The 19,982-nt window shown below is 33.7% G+C and carries 25 protein-coding genes; 15 read left to right on the top strand and 10 right to left on the bottom strand.

Going from position 1 to position 19,982, the window contains the following annotated elements:
* The first annotated feature begins 45 nt into the window (after window positions 1-45).
* The 14 genes from prs (at window position 46) to B0A68_RS22360 (ending at window position 10,879) form a co-directional block, all read left to right on the top strand.
* On the top strand, window positions 46-879 hold the full coding sequence (prs, locus tag B0A68_RS22425; RefSeq protein ID WP_035681438.1) for a ribose-phosphate diphosphokinase: 834 nt from the start codon (window positions 46-48) through the stop codon (window positions 877-879).
* Window positions 876-1,343, top strand: coding sequence for a nucleoside 2-deoxyribosyltransferase domain-containing protein (locus tag B0A68_RS22420; protein ID WP_035681442.1), 468 nt, complete (start codon window positions 876-878; stop codon window positions 1,341-1,343). Before prs ends, B0A68_RS22420 begins: the two co-directional genes overlap by 4 nt.
* Window position 1,344: 1 nt before the next feature.
* Entirely contained in the window at window positions 1,345-1,881 is a 537-nt protein-coding gene (locus tag B0A68_RS22415) for an NADAR family protein (RefSeq protein WP_035681445.1), read from the top strand.
* 8 nt (window positions 1,882-1,889) lie between these two features.
* Window positions 1,890-2,303, top strand: a complete 414-nt coding sequence (locus B0A68_RS22410) for a hypothetical protein (RefSeq protein WP_035681446.1) — start codon at window positions 1,890-1,892, stop codon at window positions 2,301-2,303.
* A complete protein-coding gene (locus B0A68_RS22405) occupies window positions 2,300-3,754 on the top strand; it encodes an O-acetyl-ADP-ribose deacetylase (RefSeq protein WP_084678984.1) in 1,455 nt (484 codons plus the stop codon). Before B0A68_RS22410 ends, B0A68_RS22405 begins: the two co-directional genes overlap by 4 nt.
* Window positions 3,755-3,770: 16 nt before the next feature.
* The gene (locus B0A68_RS22400) at window positions 3,771-4,241 is read left to right on the top strand and encodes a macro domain-containing protein (protein WP_035681448.1); all 471 of its coding nucleotides are present in this window, start codon (window positions 3,771-3,773) and stop codon (window positions 4,239-4,241) included.
* Window positions 4,242-4,265: 24 nt separating this feature from the next.
* On the top strand, window positions 4,266-5,090 hold the full coding sequence (locus B0A68_RS22395) for a TIGR02452 family protein (RefSeq protein WP_035681451.1): 825 nt from the start codon (window positions 4,266-4,268) through the stop codon (window positions 5,088-5,090).
* 91 nt (window positions 5,091-5,181) lie between these two features.
* Entirely contained in the window at window positions 5,182-5,727 is a 546-nt protein-coding gene (locus tag B0A68_RS22390; RefSeq protein WP_035681454.1) for an RNA 2'-phosphotransferase, read from the top strand.
* 18 nt (window positions 5,728-5,745) lie between these two features.
* Window positions 5,746-6,585, top strand: coding sequence for an ADP-ribosylglycohydrolase family protein (locus B0A68_RS22385; protein WP_035681457.1), 840 nt, complete (start codon window positions 5,746-5,748; stop codon window positions 6,583-6,585).
* Between the two features lie 240 nt (window positions 6,586-6,825).
* Window positions 6,826-7,161, top strand: coding sequence for a hypothetical protein (locus B0A68_RS22380; RefSeq protein ID WP_035681459.1), 336 nt, complete (start codon window positions 6,826-6,828; stop codon window positions 7,159-7,161).
* A gap of 2 nt (window positions 7,162-7,163) precedes the next feature.
* Complete coding sequence (locus B0A68_RS22375) at window positions 7,164-8,018, top strand: hypothetical protein (RefSeq protein WP_035681462.1); 855 nt, start codon at window positions 7,164-7,166, stop codon at window positions 8,016-8,018.
* 3 nt (window positions 8,019-8,021) lie between these two features.
* Window positions 8,022-9,098, top strand: coding sequence for an adenylosuccinate synthetase (locus tag B0A68_RS22370; protein WP_035681465.1), 1,077 nt, complete (start codon window positions 8,022-8,024; stop codon window positions 9,096-9,098).
* Between the two features lie 18 nt (window positions 9,099-9,116).
* Window positions 9,117-9,431, top strand: coding sequence for a hypothetical protein (locus B0A68_RS22365; RefSeq protein WP_035681467.1), 315 nt, complete (start codon window positions 9,117-9,119; stop codon window positions 9,429-9,431).
* Window positions 9,428-10,879, top strand: coding sequence for a nicotinate phosphoribosyltransferase (locus B0A68_RS22360; RefSeq protein WP_035681470.1), 1,452 nt, complete (start codon window positions 9,428-9,430; stop codon window positions 10,877-10,879). Before B0A68_RS22365 ends, B0A68_RS22360 begins: the two co-directional genes overlap by 4 nt.
* 65 nt (window positions 10,880-10,944) lie before the next feature.
* Here the strand turns inward: B0A68_RS22360 and B0A68_RS22355 are convergent, their stop codons facing one another.
* The 7 genes from B0A68_RS22355 to B0A68_RS22325 form a co-directional block, all read right to left on the bottom strand.
* Window positions 10,945-11,649, bottom strand: a complete 705-nt coding sequence (locus B0A68_RS22355) for a hypothetical protein (RefSeq protein ID WP_035681472.1) — start codon at window positions 11,647-11,649, stop codon at window positions 10,945-10,947.
* Window positions 11,650-12,231 (bottom strand): nicotinate (nicotinamide) nucleotide adenylyltransferase, encoded by a 582-nt coding sequence (gene nadD, locus B0A68_RS22350; RefSeq protein WP_035681474.1) that lies wholly within the window; start codon window positions 12,229-12,231, stop codon window positions 11,650-11,652.
* Between the two features lie 31 nt (window positions 12,232-12,262).
* Window positions 12,263-12,628, bottom strand: a complete 366-nt coding sequence (locus tag B0A68_RS22345) for a four helix bundle protein (RefSeq protein ID WP_035681477.1) — start codon at window positions 12,626-12,628, stop codon at window positions 12,263-12,265.
* Between the two features lie 52 nt (window positions 12,629-12,680).
* Window positions 12,681-13,253 (bottom strand): guanylate kinase, encoded by a 573-nt coding sequence (gene gmk, locus B0A68_RS22340; protein ID WP_035681480.1) that lies wholly within the window; start codon window positions 13,251-13,253, stop codon window positions 12,681-12,683.
* Between the two features lie 86 nt (window positions 13,254-13,339).
* Window positions 13,340-13,726 (bottom strand): hypothetical protein, encoded by a 387-nt coding sequence (locus B0A68_RS22335; RefSeq protein ID WP_035681483.1) that lies wholly within the window; start codon window positions 13,724-13,726, stop codon window positions 13,340-13,342.
* A 64-nt stretch (window positions 13,727-13,790) separates the two neighbouring features.
* Entirely contained in the window at window positions 13,791-14,651 is an 861-nt protein-coding gene (locus tag B0A68_RS22330) for a YicC/YloC family endoribonuclease (RefSeq protein WP_035681486.1), read from the bottom strand.
* 205 nt (window positions 14,652-14,856) lie between these two features.
* Window positions 14,857-15,207: an arsenate reductase family protein gene (locus B0A68_RS22325; protein WP_035681489.1), complete on the bottom strand. Its 351-nt coding sequence runs from the start codon at window positions 15,205-15,207 to the stop codon at window positions 14,857-14,859.
* A gap of 76 nt (window positions 15,208-15,283) precedes the next feature.
* Between B0A68_RS22325 and B0A68_RS22320 the strand changes: the two genes are divergently transcribed.
* Window positions 15,284-15,739 carry a DinB family protein gene (locus B0A68_RS22320; RefSeq protein ID WP_035681492.1) on the top strand — a complete coding sequence of 152 codons (456 nt, stop codon included), beginning with the start codon at window positions 15,284-15,286 and terminating at the stop codon, window positions 15,737-15,739.
* A 32-nt stretch (window positions 15,740-15,771) separates the two neighbouring features.
* On the opposite strand, the gene B0A68_RS22315 is transcribed toward B0A68_RS22320, so the two are convergent.
* From B0A68_RS22315 to B0A68_RS22305, 3 genes are all read right to left on the bottom strand, one after another.
* Window positions 15,772-16,266, bottom strand: coding sequence for a septal ring lytic transglycosylase RlpA family protein (locus B0A68_RS22315; RefSeq protein ID WP_035681494.1), 495 nt, complete (start codon window positions 16,264-16,266; stop codon window positions 15,772-15,774).
* Between the two features lie 88 nt (window positions 16,267-16,354).
* Window positions 16,355-16,780 carry a hypothetical protein gene (locus B0A68_RS22310; RefSeq protein WP_035681497.1) on the bottom strand — a complete coding sequence of 142 codons (426 nt, stop codon included), beginning with the start codon at window positions 16,778-16,780 and terminating at the stop codon, window positions 16,355-16,357.
* Window positions 16,781-16,886: 106 nt separating this feature from the next.
* Complete coding sequence (locus tag B0A68_RS22305; protein ID WP_035681499.1) at window positions 16,887-19,712, bottom strand: TonB-dependent receptor; 2,826 nt, start codon at window positions 19,710-19,712, stop codon at window positions 16,887-16,889.
* Window positions 19,713-19,982: the final 270 nt, after the last annotated feature.

Genomic DNA, 19,982 nt, shown 5'->3' with positions numbered 1-19,982 from the left:
TTAATTTAATTACATTTGCGTATAATTAACGCAAACTAAAAAGCTATGATACTTAATTTAGACCAAAATTTCAGACCATTTCCAAATCAAAAAGAGATAGAATTCAAAAATTTTACTTTTTCTGGAGGAGAGCCGCACATTAAAATTAATCCTGACTTTGATGTAAATCAGAAAATCACCATTACACACAGACTAAATTCTTTTAACGATTTAGGATTATTGTGTCTTGCGGTAGACGCTTTAAGAAGAATGGATGTTAAGATTATTGATCTTTTTATTCCTTATTTTCCGGCAGCGCGACAAGACAGAGTGATGATAAAAGGGGAACCATTGTCTGTAAAAGTATATGCAGATATTCTAAATGCAATGCATCTGGAAAAAGTTTATGTTTTTGACGCACACTCTGAAGTAACTCCGGCTTTGGTAAACAACTGTGAAGTGATTCCGAATCATACTTTTATTCAACAAGTGATAAAAACAATTGGCAACGATGTAAAACTAATTTCTCCTGATGGCGGGGCATTAAAAAAAATCTACAAAGTTTCTGAATTTTTAGGCGGAGTAGAAGTAGTAGAATGCAGTAAAAGCCGTGATGTAAAAACAGGAAAATTATCTGGTTTTAAAGTTTATGAAGACGATCTAAACGGAATGGATTGTTTAATTGTAGATGATATCTGCGACGGCGGCGGAACTTTTGTCGGCTTAGCCGAAGAATTGAAAAACAAAAATGCCGGAAAATTATTTTTGGCCGTAAGCCACGGAATTTTCAACAAAGGTTTTGAAGTTTTAGATTGTTTCGAAAAAATATTTACAACCAATTCTTTTAAAGATTTTGAGAACGAAAGAGTAGTTGTTGTTGGTTTGAATCAATTGATATGAAAGTAATTTACCCAACAAATCCAATTGATGTGCAGGGAATAAAAATATTTCTGGCAGGAACAATTGATATGGGTAATTCTACAGATTGGCAGCAAAAAATAATTGATGATTTTCAGGATCTTTATAAAGAAAGAGAAATCGTAATTCTAAATCCAAGGAGAGACAATTGGGATTCAAGCTGGATACAAAGTATAGAAAATAAACAATTTAACGATCAGGTAAATTGGGAATTAGATGCTCTGGAAAAATCGGATTTCATAATTATGTTTTTCGATAAAAATTCTAAATCTCCCATTTCACTGCTGGAACTGGGGTTGTTTGCAGATTCAGGAAAAATGCTGGTTTGCTGTGAAGAAGGTTTCTGGAGAAAAGGAAATATTGATATTGTTTGTAAACGAAAAGGAATTCCAACTTTTAAGACTTTAGATGATTTAATTAAAGCATTAAAAATTAAAATAAATTGACATGAAATATAGTATAGAAAAACTCACAGCTGAAAAACACGATAATAAATATTTGTTTTTCTGGGGACACCAGCCCAATAAAGACGGAAGTATTTCCAAAACTTGTTTCAGTCAGTGGTGGTTAAGTTCTTTTGAAGTTGACGGAACAACGTATAAAACCGCAGAACATTGGATGATGGCCAAAAAAGCATTATTATTTAATGACCAGGAAGTTTTAGAAAAAATTATTCAGGCAAAGTCTCCGGCCGAAGCTAAAAAGTTAGGACGAGAAGTAAAGAATTATATCGATACGGTTTGGCTTGCAAATCGTTTTGAAATCGTAAAAGAAGGGAATCTGCATAAATTCAGCCAAAATAAAGATTTAAAAGAATTTTTACTAAACACAAATGAAAGGGTTATTGTAGAAGCAAGTCCCGTTGATCCTATTTGGGGAATCGGAATGGCTGGCGATCACAAAGATGTTTTAAATCCGGAGAAATGGAAAGGCTTAAATCTTTTGGGGTTTGCTTTGATGGAAGTTAGGGATGAATTGAGATAATTAAGAGTATGGAAACAACAAAATTGTACCGTCCGGTAGGATTAAAAGAAATGGAATTAATTGCAGCATCTGGCTATAATAAATTCCCGCCAAGATTAGAATGGCAGCCTATTTTTTACCCAGTTACCAATCAGCAATATGCTGAACAAATTGCTTTAGAATGGAATACTGTAGATGAATTTTCTGGATTTATTGGAATTGTTACTGCTTTTGAAGTGCAGACCGCTTTTTTAGAGAAATATGAAATACAAAATGTGGGAGATAAAACGCATAACGAACTTTGGATACCATCGGAAGATTTGGTTGATTTTAATGCTAACATAATTAATGAGATCGAAATTGTCAATGTTCATTTTACAGATCGTTCCTTAACAAGTGATATTATCGAACTAAGAGATAGATTAAATAGTTTTAGAAAATGATTGTAGAAATCCTCAGAGGCGACATAACAGAAATAAAAGCAGATGCGATTGTAAATGCAGCAAACACCTCTCTGCTTGGCGGCGGCGGTGTTGATGGAGCAATTCATAGAAAGGGAGGAAAAGCAATTTTAGACGATTGTATTGCGATCAGAAATAGGAGAGGAGGCTGTAACACTGGAGAAGCTGTAATTACAACGGCTGGGAATTTGCCTTCAAAATTTGTTATCCATACTGTTGGTCCTGTTTGGAATAATGGTAAAAATCTTGAAGTCGAATTATTGCAATCTTGTTATTTGAGTGTTTTAGAGCTGGCGATAGAAAATGATGTAAAAACAATTGCTTTTCCTAACATTAGTACAGGAATATATAAGTTTCCGAAAAAGCTGGCAGCAGAAACGGCTCTAAATATTATCTATACTTATGAAGAGAAAAATAGGTTCGATAAAATCATTTTTGTCTGTTATGACGAAGAGAGTTTCAAAATTTACAATGATATAATGGAGGACGATTTTGACTATAAAATTAAATCGGGCTTATTTGGCGTAGCAGTTGGCGATGCTTTGGGAGTTCCGGTTGAATTTAAATCAAGAGAAGAGTTGAAAGAAAATCCTGTCCAGGATATGATGGGCTACGGAACGCATTATCAGCCAATAGGAACTTGGAGCGACGACAGTTCTTTGACCTTTTGTTTGGCCGAGAGTTTGTGTAAAGGGTATGATTTGAATGATATAGCGAAGAACTTTGTAAAATGGTACGGTGCCGAATTATGGACGCCGCATGGTAAAGTCTTCGATATCGGAATTGCTACCAGAAATGCAATACATAACATTGGAAAAGGTCATCTGCCGGAATTATGCGGTGGTTATGAGGAAAAAGATAATGGAAACGGTTCTTTAATGAGGATTTTGCCATTGGTATTTTATCTTAGAAATGAAAAGGATATCGAAGTGGTTTACAAAAAAGTAAAAGAAGTTTCCTCTATTACCCACGCTCATTTTAGATCCGGATTTGCTTGCTTTATTTATGTGGTGTACTGCTTAGAGATTTTAAATGGAAATGATAAGGAAGAAGCGTATACGAGAATGCAGGACGTTATTGCTGCATTTTTAAACAATCACAAATTTAATCCTGCAGAAATTCAATTGTTTGACAGGATTTTAAAAAACAATATTGCGGCTTATCCAGAAGATGAAATTGAATCTTCGGGTTATGTTCTCCATAGTTTAGAAGCTTGTTTTTGGTGTTTTCTAAATTGGAATACCTTCGAAGGAATGGTTTTAAAAGCAGTTAATTTAGGAGGTGATACCGATACAACCGGAGCAATTACAGGAGGTTTGGCTGGTTTTTATTACGGAATCGATAATATGCCTCAAAAATGGATTTTAGCATTAGCCAGAAAAAACGATATTGACGATTTGTGTGAGCGATTGTCTTTAAAGTTGAAAAATTAAAAATTAATTATAAGAAATGAAAGAGATCCAATACACAAAAGGAGATGCAACATCACCTCAAACATCAGGAAACAAAATAATAGTACATGTTTGCAATGATATTGGCGGATGGGGAAAAGGATTTGTAATGGCTGTCTCAAAAAAATGGAAAGAACCTGAAAAACAATATCGAGATTGGTATAAATCAAAAAACGATTTTGAATTGGGAAAAGTACAGTTTGTTCGGGTAGAAGAAGATTTATGGGTAGCCAATTTAATTGGTCAGCACAAGATCAATAAAGATGAAAATGGTGGAGCTCCAATACGATACAATGCCATTGAAGAAGGATTAAAAGCAGTTTCTGATTTTGCAAAAACGAATCAAGCGTCTGTTCACATGCCCAGAATTGGATGCGGTTTAGCAGGAGGAAATTGGGAAACGATTGAACCAATTATTATTAAAACACTTTCGGATCATAATATCGAAGTTGTGGTTTATGACTTTTAATAGTTGGGGAATAAAATTAGCATTATGAATAAAAATTATAGAGTAGAAATAGCAAATAAAACCTTAGAAATCATAAAGAATGGTTTCTATGAATATAAAGGAAAAAAGATTGTCATAAAAAAAGAACTTGACGAATCTATAGAAAATACGTTTACAATTGTGCCAAACGATTGGGAGACAATCTTAAAAATCCCTGTTGAAAATAAGTTTGAAACAGAGATTGTTATGAGAAATTGTTCTACAATTGAAGCAATTGATCAGGAGAAAAATGGAAAAATCTGTGTGTTGAATTTTGCTTCTGCAAAAAATCCAGGCGGCGGTTTTTTAGGTGGGGCTTCTGCTCAGGAAGAAAGTCTGGCAAGATCTTCAAATCTTTACGAAACACAAATAAAAAATAAAGCGATGTATGATTTTAATAGAAATCGGTCTTCGTTTTTATATTCAGATTACATGATTTATAGTCCGAATGTTTTGTTTTGGAACGATGATAATGGGAATTATTTAGAAAAACCATTAGTCGCAGATATCATTACGTCGGCAGCACCAAACAAAGGCGCGATGTTGCAGCATAACAAGAATGAAGAAATTGCCGCAATAGAAGAAGTTTTAAAAAAGAGAATGGACAAAGTATTGGCAATTGCTTTAAAACAAAAAAGCGACATTATCATTCTGGGAGCTTGGGGTTGCGGTGTTTTTAGAAATGAACCCAGAGAGGTAGCGCAGTTGTTCAAAGAAATTATTGTAGAAAAATATACCGGTGCTTTTAAGAAAATAGTTTTTGCAGTATTTGACAATTCTGAAAAAAAATCAAATTTTAAGCATTTCGAAGATGTATTCAGCCAGTGGTAAACGAGATATGATTGAACGAATTATTATTGAAACTCTTTCTAATCTTGATACTGAAGTTGTGGTGTACGACTTCTAGAAAAATATATTAATCATGAATGAAAAAACAGCAAAAACAGTAAGCAAATTTCTAAGTCTGGTACTTAGACATTCACCTGAAAAAATCGGATTAAAATTAGACGAAAATGGATGGGCAGATGTAGAAGAATTAATTTTAAAATGTAGTAAAAAGGGGAATCATCTCGACGCTGAACTTTTGGATTACGTTGTAGAAAATAACGATAAAAAGCGTTTTGCTTTTAATGAAGATAAAACCAAAATCCGTGCAAGTCAGGGGCATTCTATTTCAGTCGAATTGAATTTGGCAGAAACAGAACCTTCAGAATATTTGTATCACGGTACGGTCGGAAAGTTTATGGAAAGTATTCAGAAAGAAGGTTTACAGAAAATGAGCCGTCAGCATGTACATCTTTCCAAAGACAAAGAAACGGCAGTAAAAGTAGGAAGCAGAAGAGGAATTCCACAAATTTTAACCGTTAGAAGCGGTGCCATGCACAGAGACGGATTTAAATTTTATCTGTCTGAAAATGAAGTTTGGCTTACCGATGAGGTTCCTTCAAAATACATCGAATTTAAGTAACAATAATTTAGTACAATTATGATTTTAGAAGCAGCAATAGGAGATGCATACGGTGCAGGATTTGAATTTCAGAAACAAGAATATATTATTGAAAATAATGATCTGACAAGATATCATAAACACGGAATGTATACAGAAATCTACAAAAGATATACTGATGATACACAAATGGCCATTGCAATTACAGAATTACTGCTGGAAGAGAACGATTGGAATGAAGTAAAAGTTGCTGATAAGTTTGTAGAGGTTTTTCATAGAGATAAAAGAAGAGGATATTCAGACAGAGTTTATAATGCATTAGACGCCAGTAAAAACGGAAGTGATTTTTTAAAAATCATCGATAACAGAAGTAACGGAAACGGCTCTGCGATGCGCGCTTACTCCATCGGACTTCTTAAAGATGTCAATCAAATACTTGAGTTTTGTGAAATACAGGCAAAAACGTCGCACAATACTATAGAAGGAATCAGCTGTGCAAAAAGAATAGCTTTGGCAGTGCATTTTTATAAATATAAACTGGAGAAGCAAACATCATTGATAGAATTTATTAATGAAACTTTAAAAGAAAATGAGGTGTACAAAATAACATCTCCAATAGACATGCACGGGTATTTTACAACTCAGTCTGTCATTAAAATTGTTTCTGAGTCTGATTCTATGCAGCACTGCTTAAAGAAAAGTATCGATTACGGCGGCGATACAGATACCGTTGCAGCTTTGTGCATGGCAATATTAAGCCAGAAAGAAAACTGCGAGAAAGTATTGCCTGATTTTTTATACGAAGATTTAGAGAATGAAAAATACGGAAAAGACTTTCTGATAGATTTGGATCATAAACTGGCAGACAAATTTCAATAAGATTATTAGAACCCGTTGTGTGTAATTAGCAAAAAAGATAATTTAACACATAGAAACATAGATTTTTAATATTTAGAAAAGATAATTTTAAAAAATCTTAGATTTTCGCACATAGCTATGTTTGTTAATACAAGTAAAACGCCTTTTATAAGTATGCAAAATCTATGATTCTATGTGTTGGAAAATAATTACACCAAACGGGTTATTTAGAATTTAACACAACAAATTAAATTTAAAAACATGGAAGACGAATTAAAACCAAGATTTATTGAGTCATTACGCAGAAATAATGACCAGATTAGAGAAGACAGAGCGCGCACTATCGGAGAAGATTCAGAACTAATATACAGACGCAGGGTAGAAGATATCGAACTAAAAATAAAAAGACTCGAAAGAGAGCAGGAAGGTCTTATTGATATCAGCCCTTTAGATAAAAACAGTTTGACATTTGCAGATTTCCAGCCCGAAGCGTTTGTGCAGAAAGACATGGAATTATCATTAACAATCAGAAATTTAAACATTCAATTGGAAGTTACAAAAAAGAGATTTGAATATTTATTTGGTAAAACATTTTAATTATGGGAGGTACAAGATATGATTTAGGCGCTCGTTTGAGCAGAGCAGAAGCAGCAGGTTACGGAAAAAAATCTGCGGGTGAAATTTTTACCCAAAATGCAAAAGGAATGGCACACGATTCTATGAATCCTAACGGAATTACTTTTAGAGAAGCGAGAGATTCTGCCGTTCACCCAAACTCAGTTCCAATTATTTTAGGATTGGATGTTACGGGAAGTATGGGACATATTCCGCATGAATTAATCAAAGAAGGTCTTCCTAAATTGATGGGAGGAATTATACAAGGCGGTGTTCCGGATCCTGCTCTTTTATTTTTAGGAATTGGTGATCACGAATGCGATAATTATCCGCTTCAGGTTGGTCAGTTTGAATCTGGAGATCAGGAATTAGACATGTGGCTTACACGTACTTATATAGAATCTGGCGGTGGCGGAAATGCCGGCGAAAGTTATCTTCTGGCATGGTATTTTGCCGCTTTTCATACCAAAACCGATGCATTCGAAAAAAGAAATCAAAAAGGATTGCTTTTTACTGTAGGAGATGAGCCTAATCTGGATGTTCTTCCGGCATCGGCAATTAAAGAAATTATGGGCACAGGTCAGGAGACTTACACGGCTAAAGAACTTTTGGATGAAGCAAAAAAATACTACGATGTTTACCACATCAGTGTTTTGCATTCAGATCAGGCCATTAGATCAGATGTTGCATGGAAAGAATTGCTGGGACAAAATTGTTTGTCTATACAAGATCATAGAGAAATTCCGAATGTGATAAAAGGCATTATCTGCGATAGATTTAAAAGCGGCTCTTCTGGAAGTGTAAATTTAGGAGGATTAGAAAATATTGAAATGCTTTAAAAAATGAAAAAAGCAAAAATAGTTATAGGTCTGGGTTTTGGTGATGAAGGAAAAGGAACCACTACAGATTTTCTTTCGCAGCAAAATCCGGATGCTGTAGTTATTCGGTTTTCGGGCGGACAGCAGGCTGCGCATACCGTTATGATCGGGGATAAAAAACACGTTCATTCTAGTTTTGCCAGCGGAGCACTTCGCGGATTACCTTCTTATTTTACAGAGCATTGCACCATTCATCCTACTTTTTTGTTTAATGAAAGAACAGAATTAAAAGAACAGAACGGAAATGTAGAATTGCACCTTCATCCGTTAGCAAAAATTACAACCCCTTTTGATGTTTGGCAAAATCGCAAAAATGTCAAAAATCTGGAACACGGAACCTGCGGAAAAGGCGTTGGAGCCACAATGAAAAGACACGAAAGTCCGTATAAATTATTTGCCATAGATTTGATTGCGCCACGGCAGATGTTAATCGAGAAACTAAAAGGAATTGCTTATTTCTACGGATTTCTTGACGGAACTCAAATCCAACAGGAACTGGACGATTTCTTACATGCGATCGATAAAATAGAATGGAAGATCAGTGATTATAGTTATCTAAAATCATTTGAAACTCTTATTTTTGAAGGAAGCCAGGGAATTTTACTCGATATGGATCATGGTGTTTTTCCGAATGTGACGTACGCCAATACAACCTCAAAAAACGCTTTTGAAGTCTGTAAATTCTTAAACATTGAAGAAATCGAAATGTTTTATGTTACCAGAAATTATGCAACCCGACACGGAAACGGCTGGATGAGTAATGAAAACGAAATTGCATTAAAAAACAACGAAGAAGAAACCTGTGTTTTTAATGAATATCAGAAAGAGTTAAGATTTGGAGATTTAGATTATGATCTGTTAAACTATGCTTTACAATTGGATGCAGCTTATATTACTTCAAACAAAAAAAACCTCGTTGTCACTTGTCTGGATCAGACAGAGGCAGGATTTGAGCCAGAAAAGCTGAAAACAAAATTTGATGTTATTTATGGATCTTATTCTCCATATTCAAAAGATTTCAGAATATTGAATTCCTTGTAATAAAAATAAATTATTTAAATGGAAAAAGGTGATTCTACAATGACTGAATTAATAAAATTACTTGAACTAATTAAATCAAAAATTACGGCTGACACAGATTTAATGTGGACATCTTATAATTCAGTAGAAAAATTAATTGCCGAAATAGATTTAAATTCTAAATTGCTTGAAAATAATAATCAGCAGCAAAGCTTAGGATTTTTCCAACACTTATTTGCTCCAACAGGAACTTTTCAGGAAATTTCTATGCAAAACGGATGGAGTGATGAATATTTGAAGCTGGCTTCTGAATTCGATACGCTTTACGAAAATTTAATTAATAAAAACCTATGAACCCATTACTATTAACAGACGGTTACAAAGTTGACCACAGAAGGCAATATCCAGACGGAACAACATTAGTTTACTCAAACTGGACACCAAGAAAATCAAGAATCGAAGGAGTTGATGAGGTTGTATTTTTCGGATTACAATATTTCATTAAAAAATATATTATTCAGGATTTTGAACTGCATTTTTTCAAACAGCCAAAAGAAGAAGTAGTAAAAAAATACTCAAGAAGAATCAATAATTATTTGGGCGAAAACCTGGTTGGGACCAAACATATCGAAGATTTACACGATTTAGGATACATTCCTATGGTTTTTAAAGCCTTGCCAGAAGGAACAAGTGTGCCAATTCGAGTGCCAATGTTTACGATGTACAATACGCTTCCTGAGTTTTTCTGGCTGACCAATTATTTTGAAACACTGCTTTCTGCTGTAGTTTGGCTTCCTTGTAATTCTGCTACAATTGCAAAAGAGTACAGAAAAGTTCTGGACAGATATGCTCAGGAAACTTCATCAGTTCCGGAATTTGTAGATTGGCAGGCGCACGATTTCTCTATGCGCGGAATGGGCGGCATCGAAGCGTCTTTAACTTCTTCTGCAGGACATTTGTTGAGCTTTACAGGTTCTGATACAATTCCTGTAATTGATTTTATGGAGGAATATTACAAAGCAGATTCAGATAAGGAATTAATTGCAGGTTCGGTTGCTGCTACAGAACATTCTGTAATGTGTATGGGAACAACAGAGGGAGAATATGAAACTTTTAGAAGATTAATTTCTGATGTTTACCCAAAAGGAATTGTTTCTATCGTTTCTGATACTTGGGATTTATGGAAAGTTTTAACCGATTATCTTCCGAGATTAAAAGACGAAATCGTTTCGAGAGAAGGTAAGGTGGTAATTCGTCCTGACAGTGGAGATCCGGTAGATATTATCTGCGGAAATCCGAACGGAAAAACAGAACAGGAAAAGAAAGGTGTGATTGAATTGCTTTGGGATGTTTTTGGAGGAACTACAAACGATAAAGGATTCAAAGAATTAGTACCTCAGATTGGGGCTATTTACGGAGATAGTATTACGGTGCCAAGAGCAACTCAAATCTGCGAAAGATTAAAACTAAAAGGATTTGCTTCTACCAATGTTGTTTTAGGAATTGGATCTTTTACCTATCAATATAACACAAGAGATACATTTGGTTTTGCTATGAAAGCGACGTACGGAGAAGTAAACGGAGAAGGTAGAGCAATCTTCAAAGATCCGATTACAGACGACGGAACCAAAAAATCTGCAAAAGGATTAATGAAAATTGATTTAGTCGACGGCGTTTATCATCTAACCGATAATGTTTCCTGGGAAGAAGAAAAACAAGGAGAACTTAAAGAAGTTTTCAGAGACGGAAAATTATTGATTGACCAATCTCTTTCTGAAATTAGAAATAACGTCAAAAAATAGCTTGAAACAGCTTAAAAAAGTAAAGCCTAAATGTTTATTGCATTTAGGCTTTTTTAGTTCTAAAATCAGCAGCAATATTTTGCTCTTAATTCTCGGGCTTCTTTATCTGAATCGTATCCAATTAAAAGTAAACCTTCTGTACATTCAATTCTTTTCTCTTTGATTAATTTTCCAATAAAAAACTCAAAAATTATAAATCTGCGATATTCTTCATTAATAAAATTCAGGTATTTTCTTTTATAAGGAATTTTTTCGTTAGTAATTATATGAAGCAAAACTTCCTGTAACTGGTCAAGATGTTTCTCTGAATTGAGCTGAAAATGTTTTTCGATTTTAATCCCTTCAGAGGTAAATGAAATTAAATTTTTAGTTCCATTTCCATACATTGGACCCGATTTGTGATTGGATGTTTTTTCGCCAGAGAAAGAATTTCCGTAAACAATCAGATCTTCTATATCTGAATATTTATAATCGCTGTTGTCTATCGTTATAAATTCATCATTAAATGTAATTCTTCCTTCAAAGTAACCATTAAGATTTTCAAATTCTGTTAAGCGAATAAAATTACTGCTGAAATTTAATAGAAAGAAAAGAAATGATGGATAATAAACCCATTGAGGAAATCTATAATCGTAATAGTTTTCAATGAATAACATAGGTAATGTATATATTACTAATGCTCCCAGAGAATACCAGGATATTTTTTCTGAAAGCGTTAAGTCAAAACCCTTAGGTTTTACAGGAATAAAAACAGAAGCAGAAAAAGACATTTACTTCTTGTAAAAATTATTGTGATCAATATATTCCCAAACTTTTGGCGGTAATAAAGGCTGAATATTTTTTCCTTCCTTGATATTGTTTCGAATAAAAGTAGAAGAGATTTCTACAATCGGCGCATCAATAATATGAATTTTCGGGTGCGATTTTAATGCTGTATTTTCTTCTTCAGACGAAATTCTCGGATAAACATAAATATCATAACGATCCAATAACACCTCGTAGTTTTTCCATTTATGAAGCGTTTTCAGATTGTCTTCGCCCATGATTAGAGAAAATTCATGATTCGGATACTTTTCGTGCAGATGCACCAAAGTATTTACGGTATAATTGGGTTGAGGTAATTTAAATTCAATATCTGAAGGTTTTATCTTCGGAAAATCTTTTGTAGCCAGATAAACCATCTCCAAACGCTGGTGGTCATCCAGCAGAGTCGATTTCTTTTTTAGTGGATTATGAGGCGTAACCACCATCCAAATCTGATCTAAATCGGCAAATTCTGCCATGTGATTGGCAATAATCAAATGCCCAACATGTATGGGATTATAAGTGCCGAAATAAAGACCTATTTTCATAGTTAAGTAACTAGTAATTAGTAAAAAGTGATTAGTCTTTTAGTGTCTTAGAAAAAGCATTAATCATTTTCGATTCTTCTTCAATTTGATTTAAAATTTCTTTATAAAGAGTTTGGCTGGTTATAAAACCAAGATCATTTGCAATTAGTAATTGAGTTTCAATTTCGAACAATGAGCCTCTGGAAATATTTAAAAAATGACTAAAAGATTTATCTGTATTTCTACCGTAACCTTCTGCTATATTTGAAGGAATAGATACGGAAGCTCTTTTTAATTGACTAGTTAAAGCAAATAATTCCTCTTTAGGAAATGATTTTACTAATTGATAAATCAGAGAGACAATTTTAATTCCTTTCTGCCAAATCAATAAATCTTTATAAGATCTTATTTCACTCATTTTAACTATTCCACTAATTACTATTCACTATTTACTATTCACTAATGACTATTTACTTAGAAACAAATTCCTTAACCAATTGGTGTGCTTCTTCCAGCGCTACCGGTAAATCATAGTTTTTAATGATCACGTCAAACTGAGGAGCTGTTGCCAATTCTACAGATGCTTTTGCAATACGCATATTTATTTTGTCGTCACTTTCTGTAGAGCGTTCTTTCAGTCTGCGTTTAAGTTCATCAACACTTGGAGGTTTTACAAAAACAGCCAGAGTCTGCTCCGGGAATTTATGTTTAATACGTAGTCCGCCCGCAACATCAATATCAAAAATGACATTCTTTCCTAAAGCCCAGATGCGTTCGATTTCAGATTTTAAAGTACCATAAAAGTTATCGCGATACACTTCTTCCCATTCCAGGAAATCTTCGGCTTTAATATGTTTTTTGAATTCTTCTAACGAAATAAAATAATAATCTTTCCCGTTAATTTCCTCACCGCGTGGATCACGCGAAGCCGCCGAGATCGAAAATTCTAAATTTAAATCCTCTTTCCCAAGTAAATGTCTTACTATCGTTGTTTTTCCTGATCCTGAAGGTGCCGAAAAAACAATTAATTTTCCTTTATTCATTATGTATGCTTCATTTATGCTTTAGGCTTTAAGCGGTAAGCTTTAAGCTTTTATTCGTATGTTGTTTTGTGTTATCGTGTAATTGTCTATTCTATTTTTTTGTAAATTGTTGTACAGCCTTCGTCGCAAATTAATTGGTATTTATCATTTACAGGATCTAAAAACATTTTTTTAGAACTCCATTCATTCGTACGACAGAAATAGAAAAACTCCTTTTTAGGAAAAATAAGATGAAGACTATCTCCTATAATTTCATATTTACCCTTGATATTAAGATGATGATCGATTACAATATTATCTATTCCAAAAGTAATTTCATTTCCATTTTCAATATCCGTATGAAATTTTTTTGCTCCATTACTATTAATTGATTCTATTGCTTTCCATTTTCCTATTAGGCTAAAATCTTCTGTTTGAGATTTACAACCAGTAGTGACAATTATAATACATAAGAATAGGAATATTTTTTTCATAAACTACAAACAATGAATTATAGATAATTAGTTTAAAATAAAATGGTTGTAAAGCTTATAGCCGTTACAACACATTTAAAACCTGTTCTTTAATCTTTTCCAATTCGTCCTTCATCATCACCACCAATTTCTGCATTTGAGCATGATTCGATTTAGAACCCATAGTATTTATTTCACGGCCCATTTCCTGAGTGATAAAGCCTAGTTTTCTACCATTAGCTTCCGTTCCCTTAATAGTTTCTAAAAAGTAATCCAAGTGATTCGTCAAACGAACTTTCTCTTCCGTAATATCCAGTTTTTCTAAATAGTAGATTAATTCCTGCTCAAAACGGTTTTCATCAACATTCACCTGCAATTCAGCAATAGCAGTTTGCAAACGATCTTTTATTGCCTGAACACGTTCCGGATCCAATGCCAAGGCATCGTTCATATATTGACGGATATTTCCAATTCTAAGATTGAATTCTTTTTCAAGAGATTCCCCTTCGTCTTTTCTAAAAGTTAAAATATTTTGTAAAGCCTCTTCAATAATTACCTGAATTTGTTCCCAGTCATTTTCGTCAATTTCCTCACGCTCCGTTTTCAGCGTATCAGGCATACGAACGGCCATTTTCATCAATTCAGTTTCATCAGCATCGGGATAAACTTCCTTAAGCTGTGCGATGTAATTTTTTACAACAGGAACATTTACTTTAGTCGAAGTTTGTTCGGCAGTACTTTCTACATAAATCCCAAAATCGATTTTTCCTCTTTCCAGCCTCGTAGAAATTTGAGTACGCAAACCTAATTCCATTTCGCGATAAACAGACGGCATCCTGACATTCAAATCCAAACCTTTACTATTTAAAGATTTTACTTCAACGGTAATTTTTTTTGTTGGCAACTGCAAAGACGCTTTACCAAAACCTGTCATAGATTGTATCATATAATTGAATATAAAGGCGCAAAGATACTAAAAAACTTCACAGCGAGAGTTTCTAGTTTTACTGCCAAGAAATTAAAAAAAAGTCTTTGGGCGTTCCCTTCGGTGGGGCTATTCGTTTCAATCTTTTGTGGAGCAGAAAAAGCTCCACAAAAGGATTTCCACTGCTATCCCTAACGCAGCCGAAAACCTTACAACTTTAGGGTTTTTATTTTTGTAAAGCTTTTGTAACCTGAAGAATATTCTGCTGGCTGTTGCCAATATAAATTTTATCCTCAATAATAAAAACCGGACGGCTTAAAAAAGTGTAATGTTCCAAAATATACTTTTTAAAATCAGCTTCCGTCAACGACTTGTTTTTCAAATCCATTGATTTGTACAATTGCGCTTTTTTGCTAAACAATGCTTCGTAACTTCCAGAAAGTTTATACATTTCTTCCAATTCTGCTTCAGTTATCGGATTTTGACGAATGTCCTGAAAAACCAAATCGTTTTCCGGTAAATTCTTAATGATTTTTCTGCAGGTATCGCAAGAAGCCAGATAATATATTTTGTTCATGATATTAAGTTTAAGAATGCAAAGAAAATCCATTTGAAACTTAAAATTAACTAATTTTAGAAAAAAAAATAAAATTATGAAATCAGTTTTTGAAGCACACAGAGTAATTAGGGAAGTTCTTTTGAAAATTTTAGATAATTATTCTTTAGAGCAGCTAAATAAAATTCCGCAGGGTTTTAATAATAATATTATTTGGAATGCCGCGCATTGTGTGGCCGTTCAGCAGGCATTGGTTTATAAATTATCAGGTCTGCCTGCCTTGGTTTCTCAAGACTTTATCCTTAAGTATTCTAAAGGAGCAAAACCAGAAGGAGACGTTTCGCAAGAAGAAGTTGATGAAATCAAAGAATTACTTTCTGCAACCTTAGAGAAAACTCAAAAAGATTATGCTGACAATTTGTTTGTGAATTTTTATGAATATACCACCAGTTTAGGTAATACAATTCGAGATATTGAACAAGCGTTTCAGTTTAATAATTACCACGAAGGACTTCATACCGGTGTAATCATGAGCATTAGAAAATTTGTTTAATAAAAAAAAATCCCGCATCTAGCGGGATTTTTTTATTCTATAATAGTTTCAATAGTTACCATCATTTTTCCGGCACCTTTATTCTTTGTAATTTCCATAAACGCTCTTTTTGAGAGATCTATTTCACGGGTTTTTACAAAAGGCCCGCGATCGGTTATTTTTACAATTACAAACTTTCCATTGGCTTCATTGGTAACTTTTACCCGAGTTCCAAAAGGAAGTTTTTTATGTGCCGCGGTATATTTGCTGTTGTTAAACCTGCTTCCGTTTGCTGTTTTTTTACCGTTAAAACGGTCAGAATAATAAGAAGCGTGAGCATTTTTTTTGTATTGTTTTAATTTTAAGCCTTTATCAGTAAATATCGAGTCTGCTGTAGGTAAGGCAATGATATTTGGTTTGAAATTTTTTACCGTATCCTGAGCTGTTTTTGATTCTGCAGGTTGTTTGGTTTGGCTTGTAATATTGGTTATACAACTTAAAAATAATGATATAATTAATGTCGTAACGATGTTTTTTTTAATTCTCATAGTTTATTTTTTTCAGACTTGGGGAGTTTGTACAAATAATATGCCGAAATAAAAAAAGTCCTACAATTTTAGGACTTAATTTGATTGGTTATTGAAACCATAGGTTCCATGGAATTCTACTTAAAATTAGCAACAATCCTAATCCGTAGAAAATAGCAAAAGTTTTAAATTTTGATTCGCTGTTAATCAGCTTTTTATGTTTAGACCATCCAATAGTGATCAGAATAATAGCAATAATATTAATTAGCGGATGCTCTAAAGAAGTTAATCTTAATTCTGCATTAGACATTTGTCCAAATGCTGCTTTTCCAAGTGGAGAAACAAAATAAAGAATTAATCCAATCAATAATTGGGTATGAGTTCCAATTAAGGCAAACAGAGCAATTTTGCGGTCTTTGGCTGTAAAATCTTTCTTAGACATTACTCCAATTATCGCATTTACGACTGCAACAAGCAAAAGCAAAAGTGCTAAATATGCCCAGCCGGAATGAAATTTTTGTAGAAAATTATACATAAACTGTGTTTTTTGTTTAAAACAAATATAACAAAAAAGGCTAAAAAAAAGCGGCATTAAACTTAAAAGTCAATGCCGCTCATGGTATTTATTTAGATTCTAAATATTAGAAATCGTAACGTAATGTAAAGTTCCAAGTTCTACCAAAACCAAAGAATACTTGGTTGTTTGTAGCGATACCTTTGTAAACTTGTCCTGAAGAAGCGTAAGTTGGTCCAGATGTACCAGATACGAAATCATCAGCAAATGTGTTAGTTCTTGACTCAGCGATGTAAACTTTGTCGAACAAGTTGTTTACGTTTAATCTGAAGTTAACAGATTTGTCTTTGTTTTGACCTACTAACATTTTGTATGAGAAACCTGCATCTACAAGACCGTAAGAAGGTAATTCTAAAGATCCTTTGTTTGTAGGGCTAGTAAAGTTTACTGGGTTAATTCCAGCGTACAATTTGTTATTAAAGTTGTAGTTAGCATCAACAGTAACTCTTGTTAAAACTTCGTAAGATGCTCCTAAAGATGCAGTCATTTGTGCAGCATCACCTACTTTTACTTTGTCCATGTAAATTGTAGTTCCTTGGAATCCTGGTACTGGTGTGTTATCTGCTTGGTAATAAGCGTTTACAGTTGCATTTCCTTTGTATTCCCAGATTCCGTAAGAGAACATACCGTTAAATCTTAACTTGTCTGTAATTTTAGAATTTGCTTCGATCTCAACTCCTGAGTGTACCTCATTAAGACCTACGAATTCTGTATAAGTAGTATTTGCAGGAATAGTTGCAGATGTTGGAAGTGCGTTACCTTTTAAGTATCTGTCATTCCAAGTTGTGTTATAAACGTTTACGTTAGCAGTAAAATATTTAGAACGGAAACCGTATCCAGCCTCAAAACCTGTAATTTTTTCGTTAGTCAAGTTCGGGTTTAATGTAGATTTGTTGTTAGGATAAACAGAGTTAAAGAATGGTTGTTTATCATAATAACCAGCATTTACAAAAACATTACTTTTTTCGCTAATGTTGTAGTTTGCTCCTCCTTTTACGTTACCACCTAAGATGTTTTTGTAAGGAGTAGAAGACAATGGATTTGTTGGCAAGTATACGAAAGTATCTTCTCTTTTGTATCCTTGTTGAGAAAGTGCACCTTGTACAAATGCAGTTAAGTTGTTTTTAGAGTACTCTAATTGAGTAAATACTCCGTACCATTTAACTTTTCCAGTACTGTTAAAAGAAACTTTTTCATAATCTTTCTTATCAAAAACATTCCATTGAACAGATGTTGGATAAGTAGTTGTGATGTGATTTCCTGCTGGTAAAGAACTTTGTTGAAGAACGTCATAAAATTCGTTTCCTCCTAATAAATCGTTTACTACTGTAAAGTGGTATCCTGTATAAGTTCTAGCATCAAGACCAAAATCTAAAGTTAAAGTCTGAGATAATTTTTTGTTCAAGTTGATTACTGCACCATACCAGTCATGAGAGTTGATAGATGAAGTTTGAGAAATACCTGTAGTTCCTGTGCTTGCAGCAGCAGCAGTATTTGCATTAGAACCAGAAGAGAAAGTATTTTGGTAAAGACCATTAACTTTAGCTCTAGTTTGTAATCCTGTAAAACCGTTAATGTAAACTGATTGTCCAGAGTTGTAAGCAACAATTTTGTCGTAATCAACTAAACCGTCAGCAGTTCTAAAAGCAACTAAGTCACTGTAAGATTTTCCTCTAATACCACCTGCAGCACTTGCTCCAGCTCCACGTCCCATAGAAGCGTAAAGTACAGAAGATAATTTAGTTGTTTCGTTGATTTTGTAATCCCAGTTAAAAGAAGCTACCGGTTTGTGGTAGTAGTTTTTTCTGATATTATATGCCTCACCATTCAAGAATCCTGCATCTGGATTGTATCTTGTATTTGGATTTTCGATAGAACCATATTTTTGGTAAGTTGCAATTGTAGAAACTGTAGATCTTTGGTTGTGCCATTGTGGTGCACCAGTTACAGTTAATTGAAAGTTATGTGAATCACTTTTATTAGCATATCCTAAAGCTACGTAGTAGTTAGATCCTTCAAAGTCAGTTCCTTGAATATAACCTTGACCCATAGTTTGAGATAATAATACAGAAGCAGAAAGACCGCTGTCTAATTTTCCAGTGTTGTAAGAACCTTGAATTTTAAAATAATTACCGTTACCAAAACCAGAAGAAACTGATCCGCCTTCTTTCATGTCAGAAGATTTAGTAACAATATTGATAGTACCACCAACAGATGGTGTTATAAGTTTAGAAGCACCTAAACCTCTTTGTACTTGAATAGCAGAAGCAACATCAGATAAACCAGCCCAGTTACTCCAGTAAACAGAACCATTTTCCATATCATTAACCGGCATACCGTTGATCATAACAGCAATGTTATTTTGGGTAAAACCACGAATTCTGATACTAGAATCTCCAAATCCACCACCTGCTTTAGTAGCATATACCGAAGGAGTGTTTTTTAAGATTTCAGGAAATTCTTGTGTTCCTAATTTTTGTTGAATTTCAGCAGCTTTAATTGTAGAAACCGCAACAGGAGTTTTTCTGTCTTTAGCGATATCTACTACCGAACTTTTTACAACAATTTCGCTCAATTCGTTAGAATTTGAAGCCAAAACGATTTCGCCTAAATCAGCTACTCCGTTGTTTGAAACAGTAAACTTTACAGTTTTACTATCATAACCTAAGTAAGTGATAACTACTTCTCCAGTACTAATTTTTGCATCAAGCGAAAATTTACCGTCGAAATCTGTTGAAGTCGCAGTGTTAGAACCTTTAATAGCAACGTTTGCACCAGGTAAACTTCCACCTGAGCCATCGGTAATTATACCAGTAATTTTTCCTTGAGAAAATACGGTTGAAACTATCATAAATAATAGTCCGGTAAGTAACCAATTTTTCATTTTCATCATTTGTTATTTAGTTTATTGTTTTTGGCAAAATTATAACAATTAAATCGGATAATGTTATCGTAATGTTAAGAAAAGTCAGTTTTGTCTAATGTGCTGCGCATTAAAATGATTTTTTCTTTTTTCGTTAAACAAAATAATGATTTCTTTAATTCTGATAATACCTTTTTGTTAAAATGATAATAATTTGAACAGTTTTGTAGTGTAAAACGCTCAAAAATAAGCTCTTTTTTACTGTTTTAGATTCATTTATAAGAAAAAACGCCTTAATTT

It is taken from the genome of Flavobacterium reichenbachii (genome assembly GCF_002217435.1).
Classification (GTDB): domain Bacteria; phylum Bacteroidota; class Bacteroidia; order Flavobacteriales; family Flavobacteriaceae; genus Flavobacterium; species Flavobacterium reichenbachii.
This window is presented reverse-complemented; position numbering and strand designations above follow the sequence as displayed.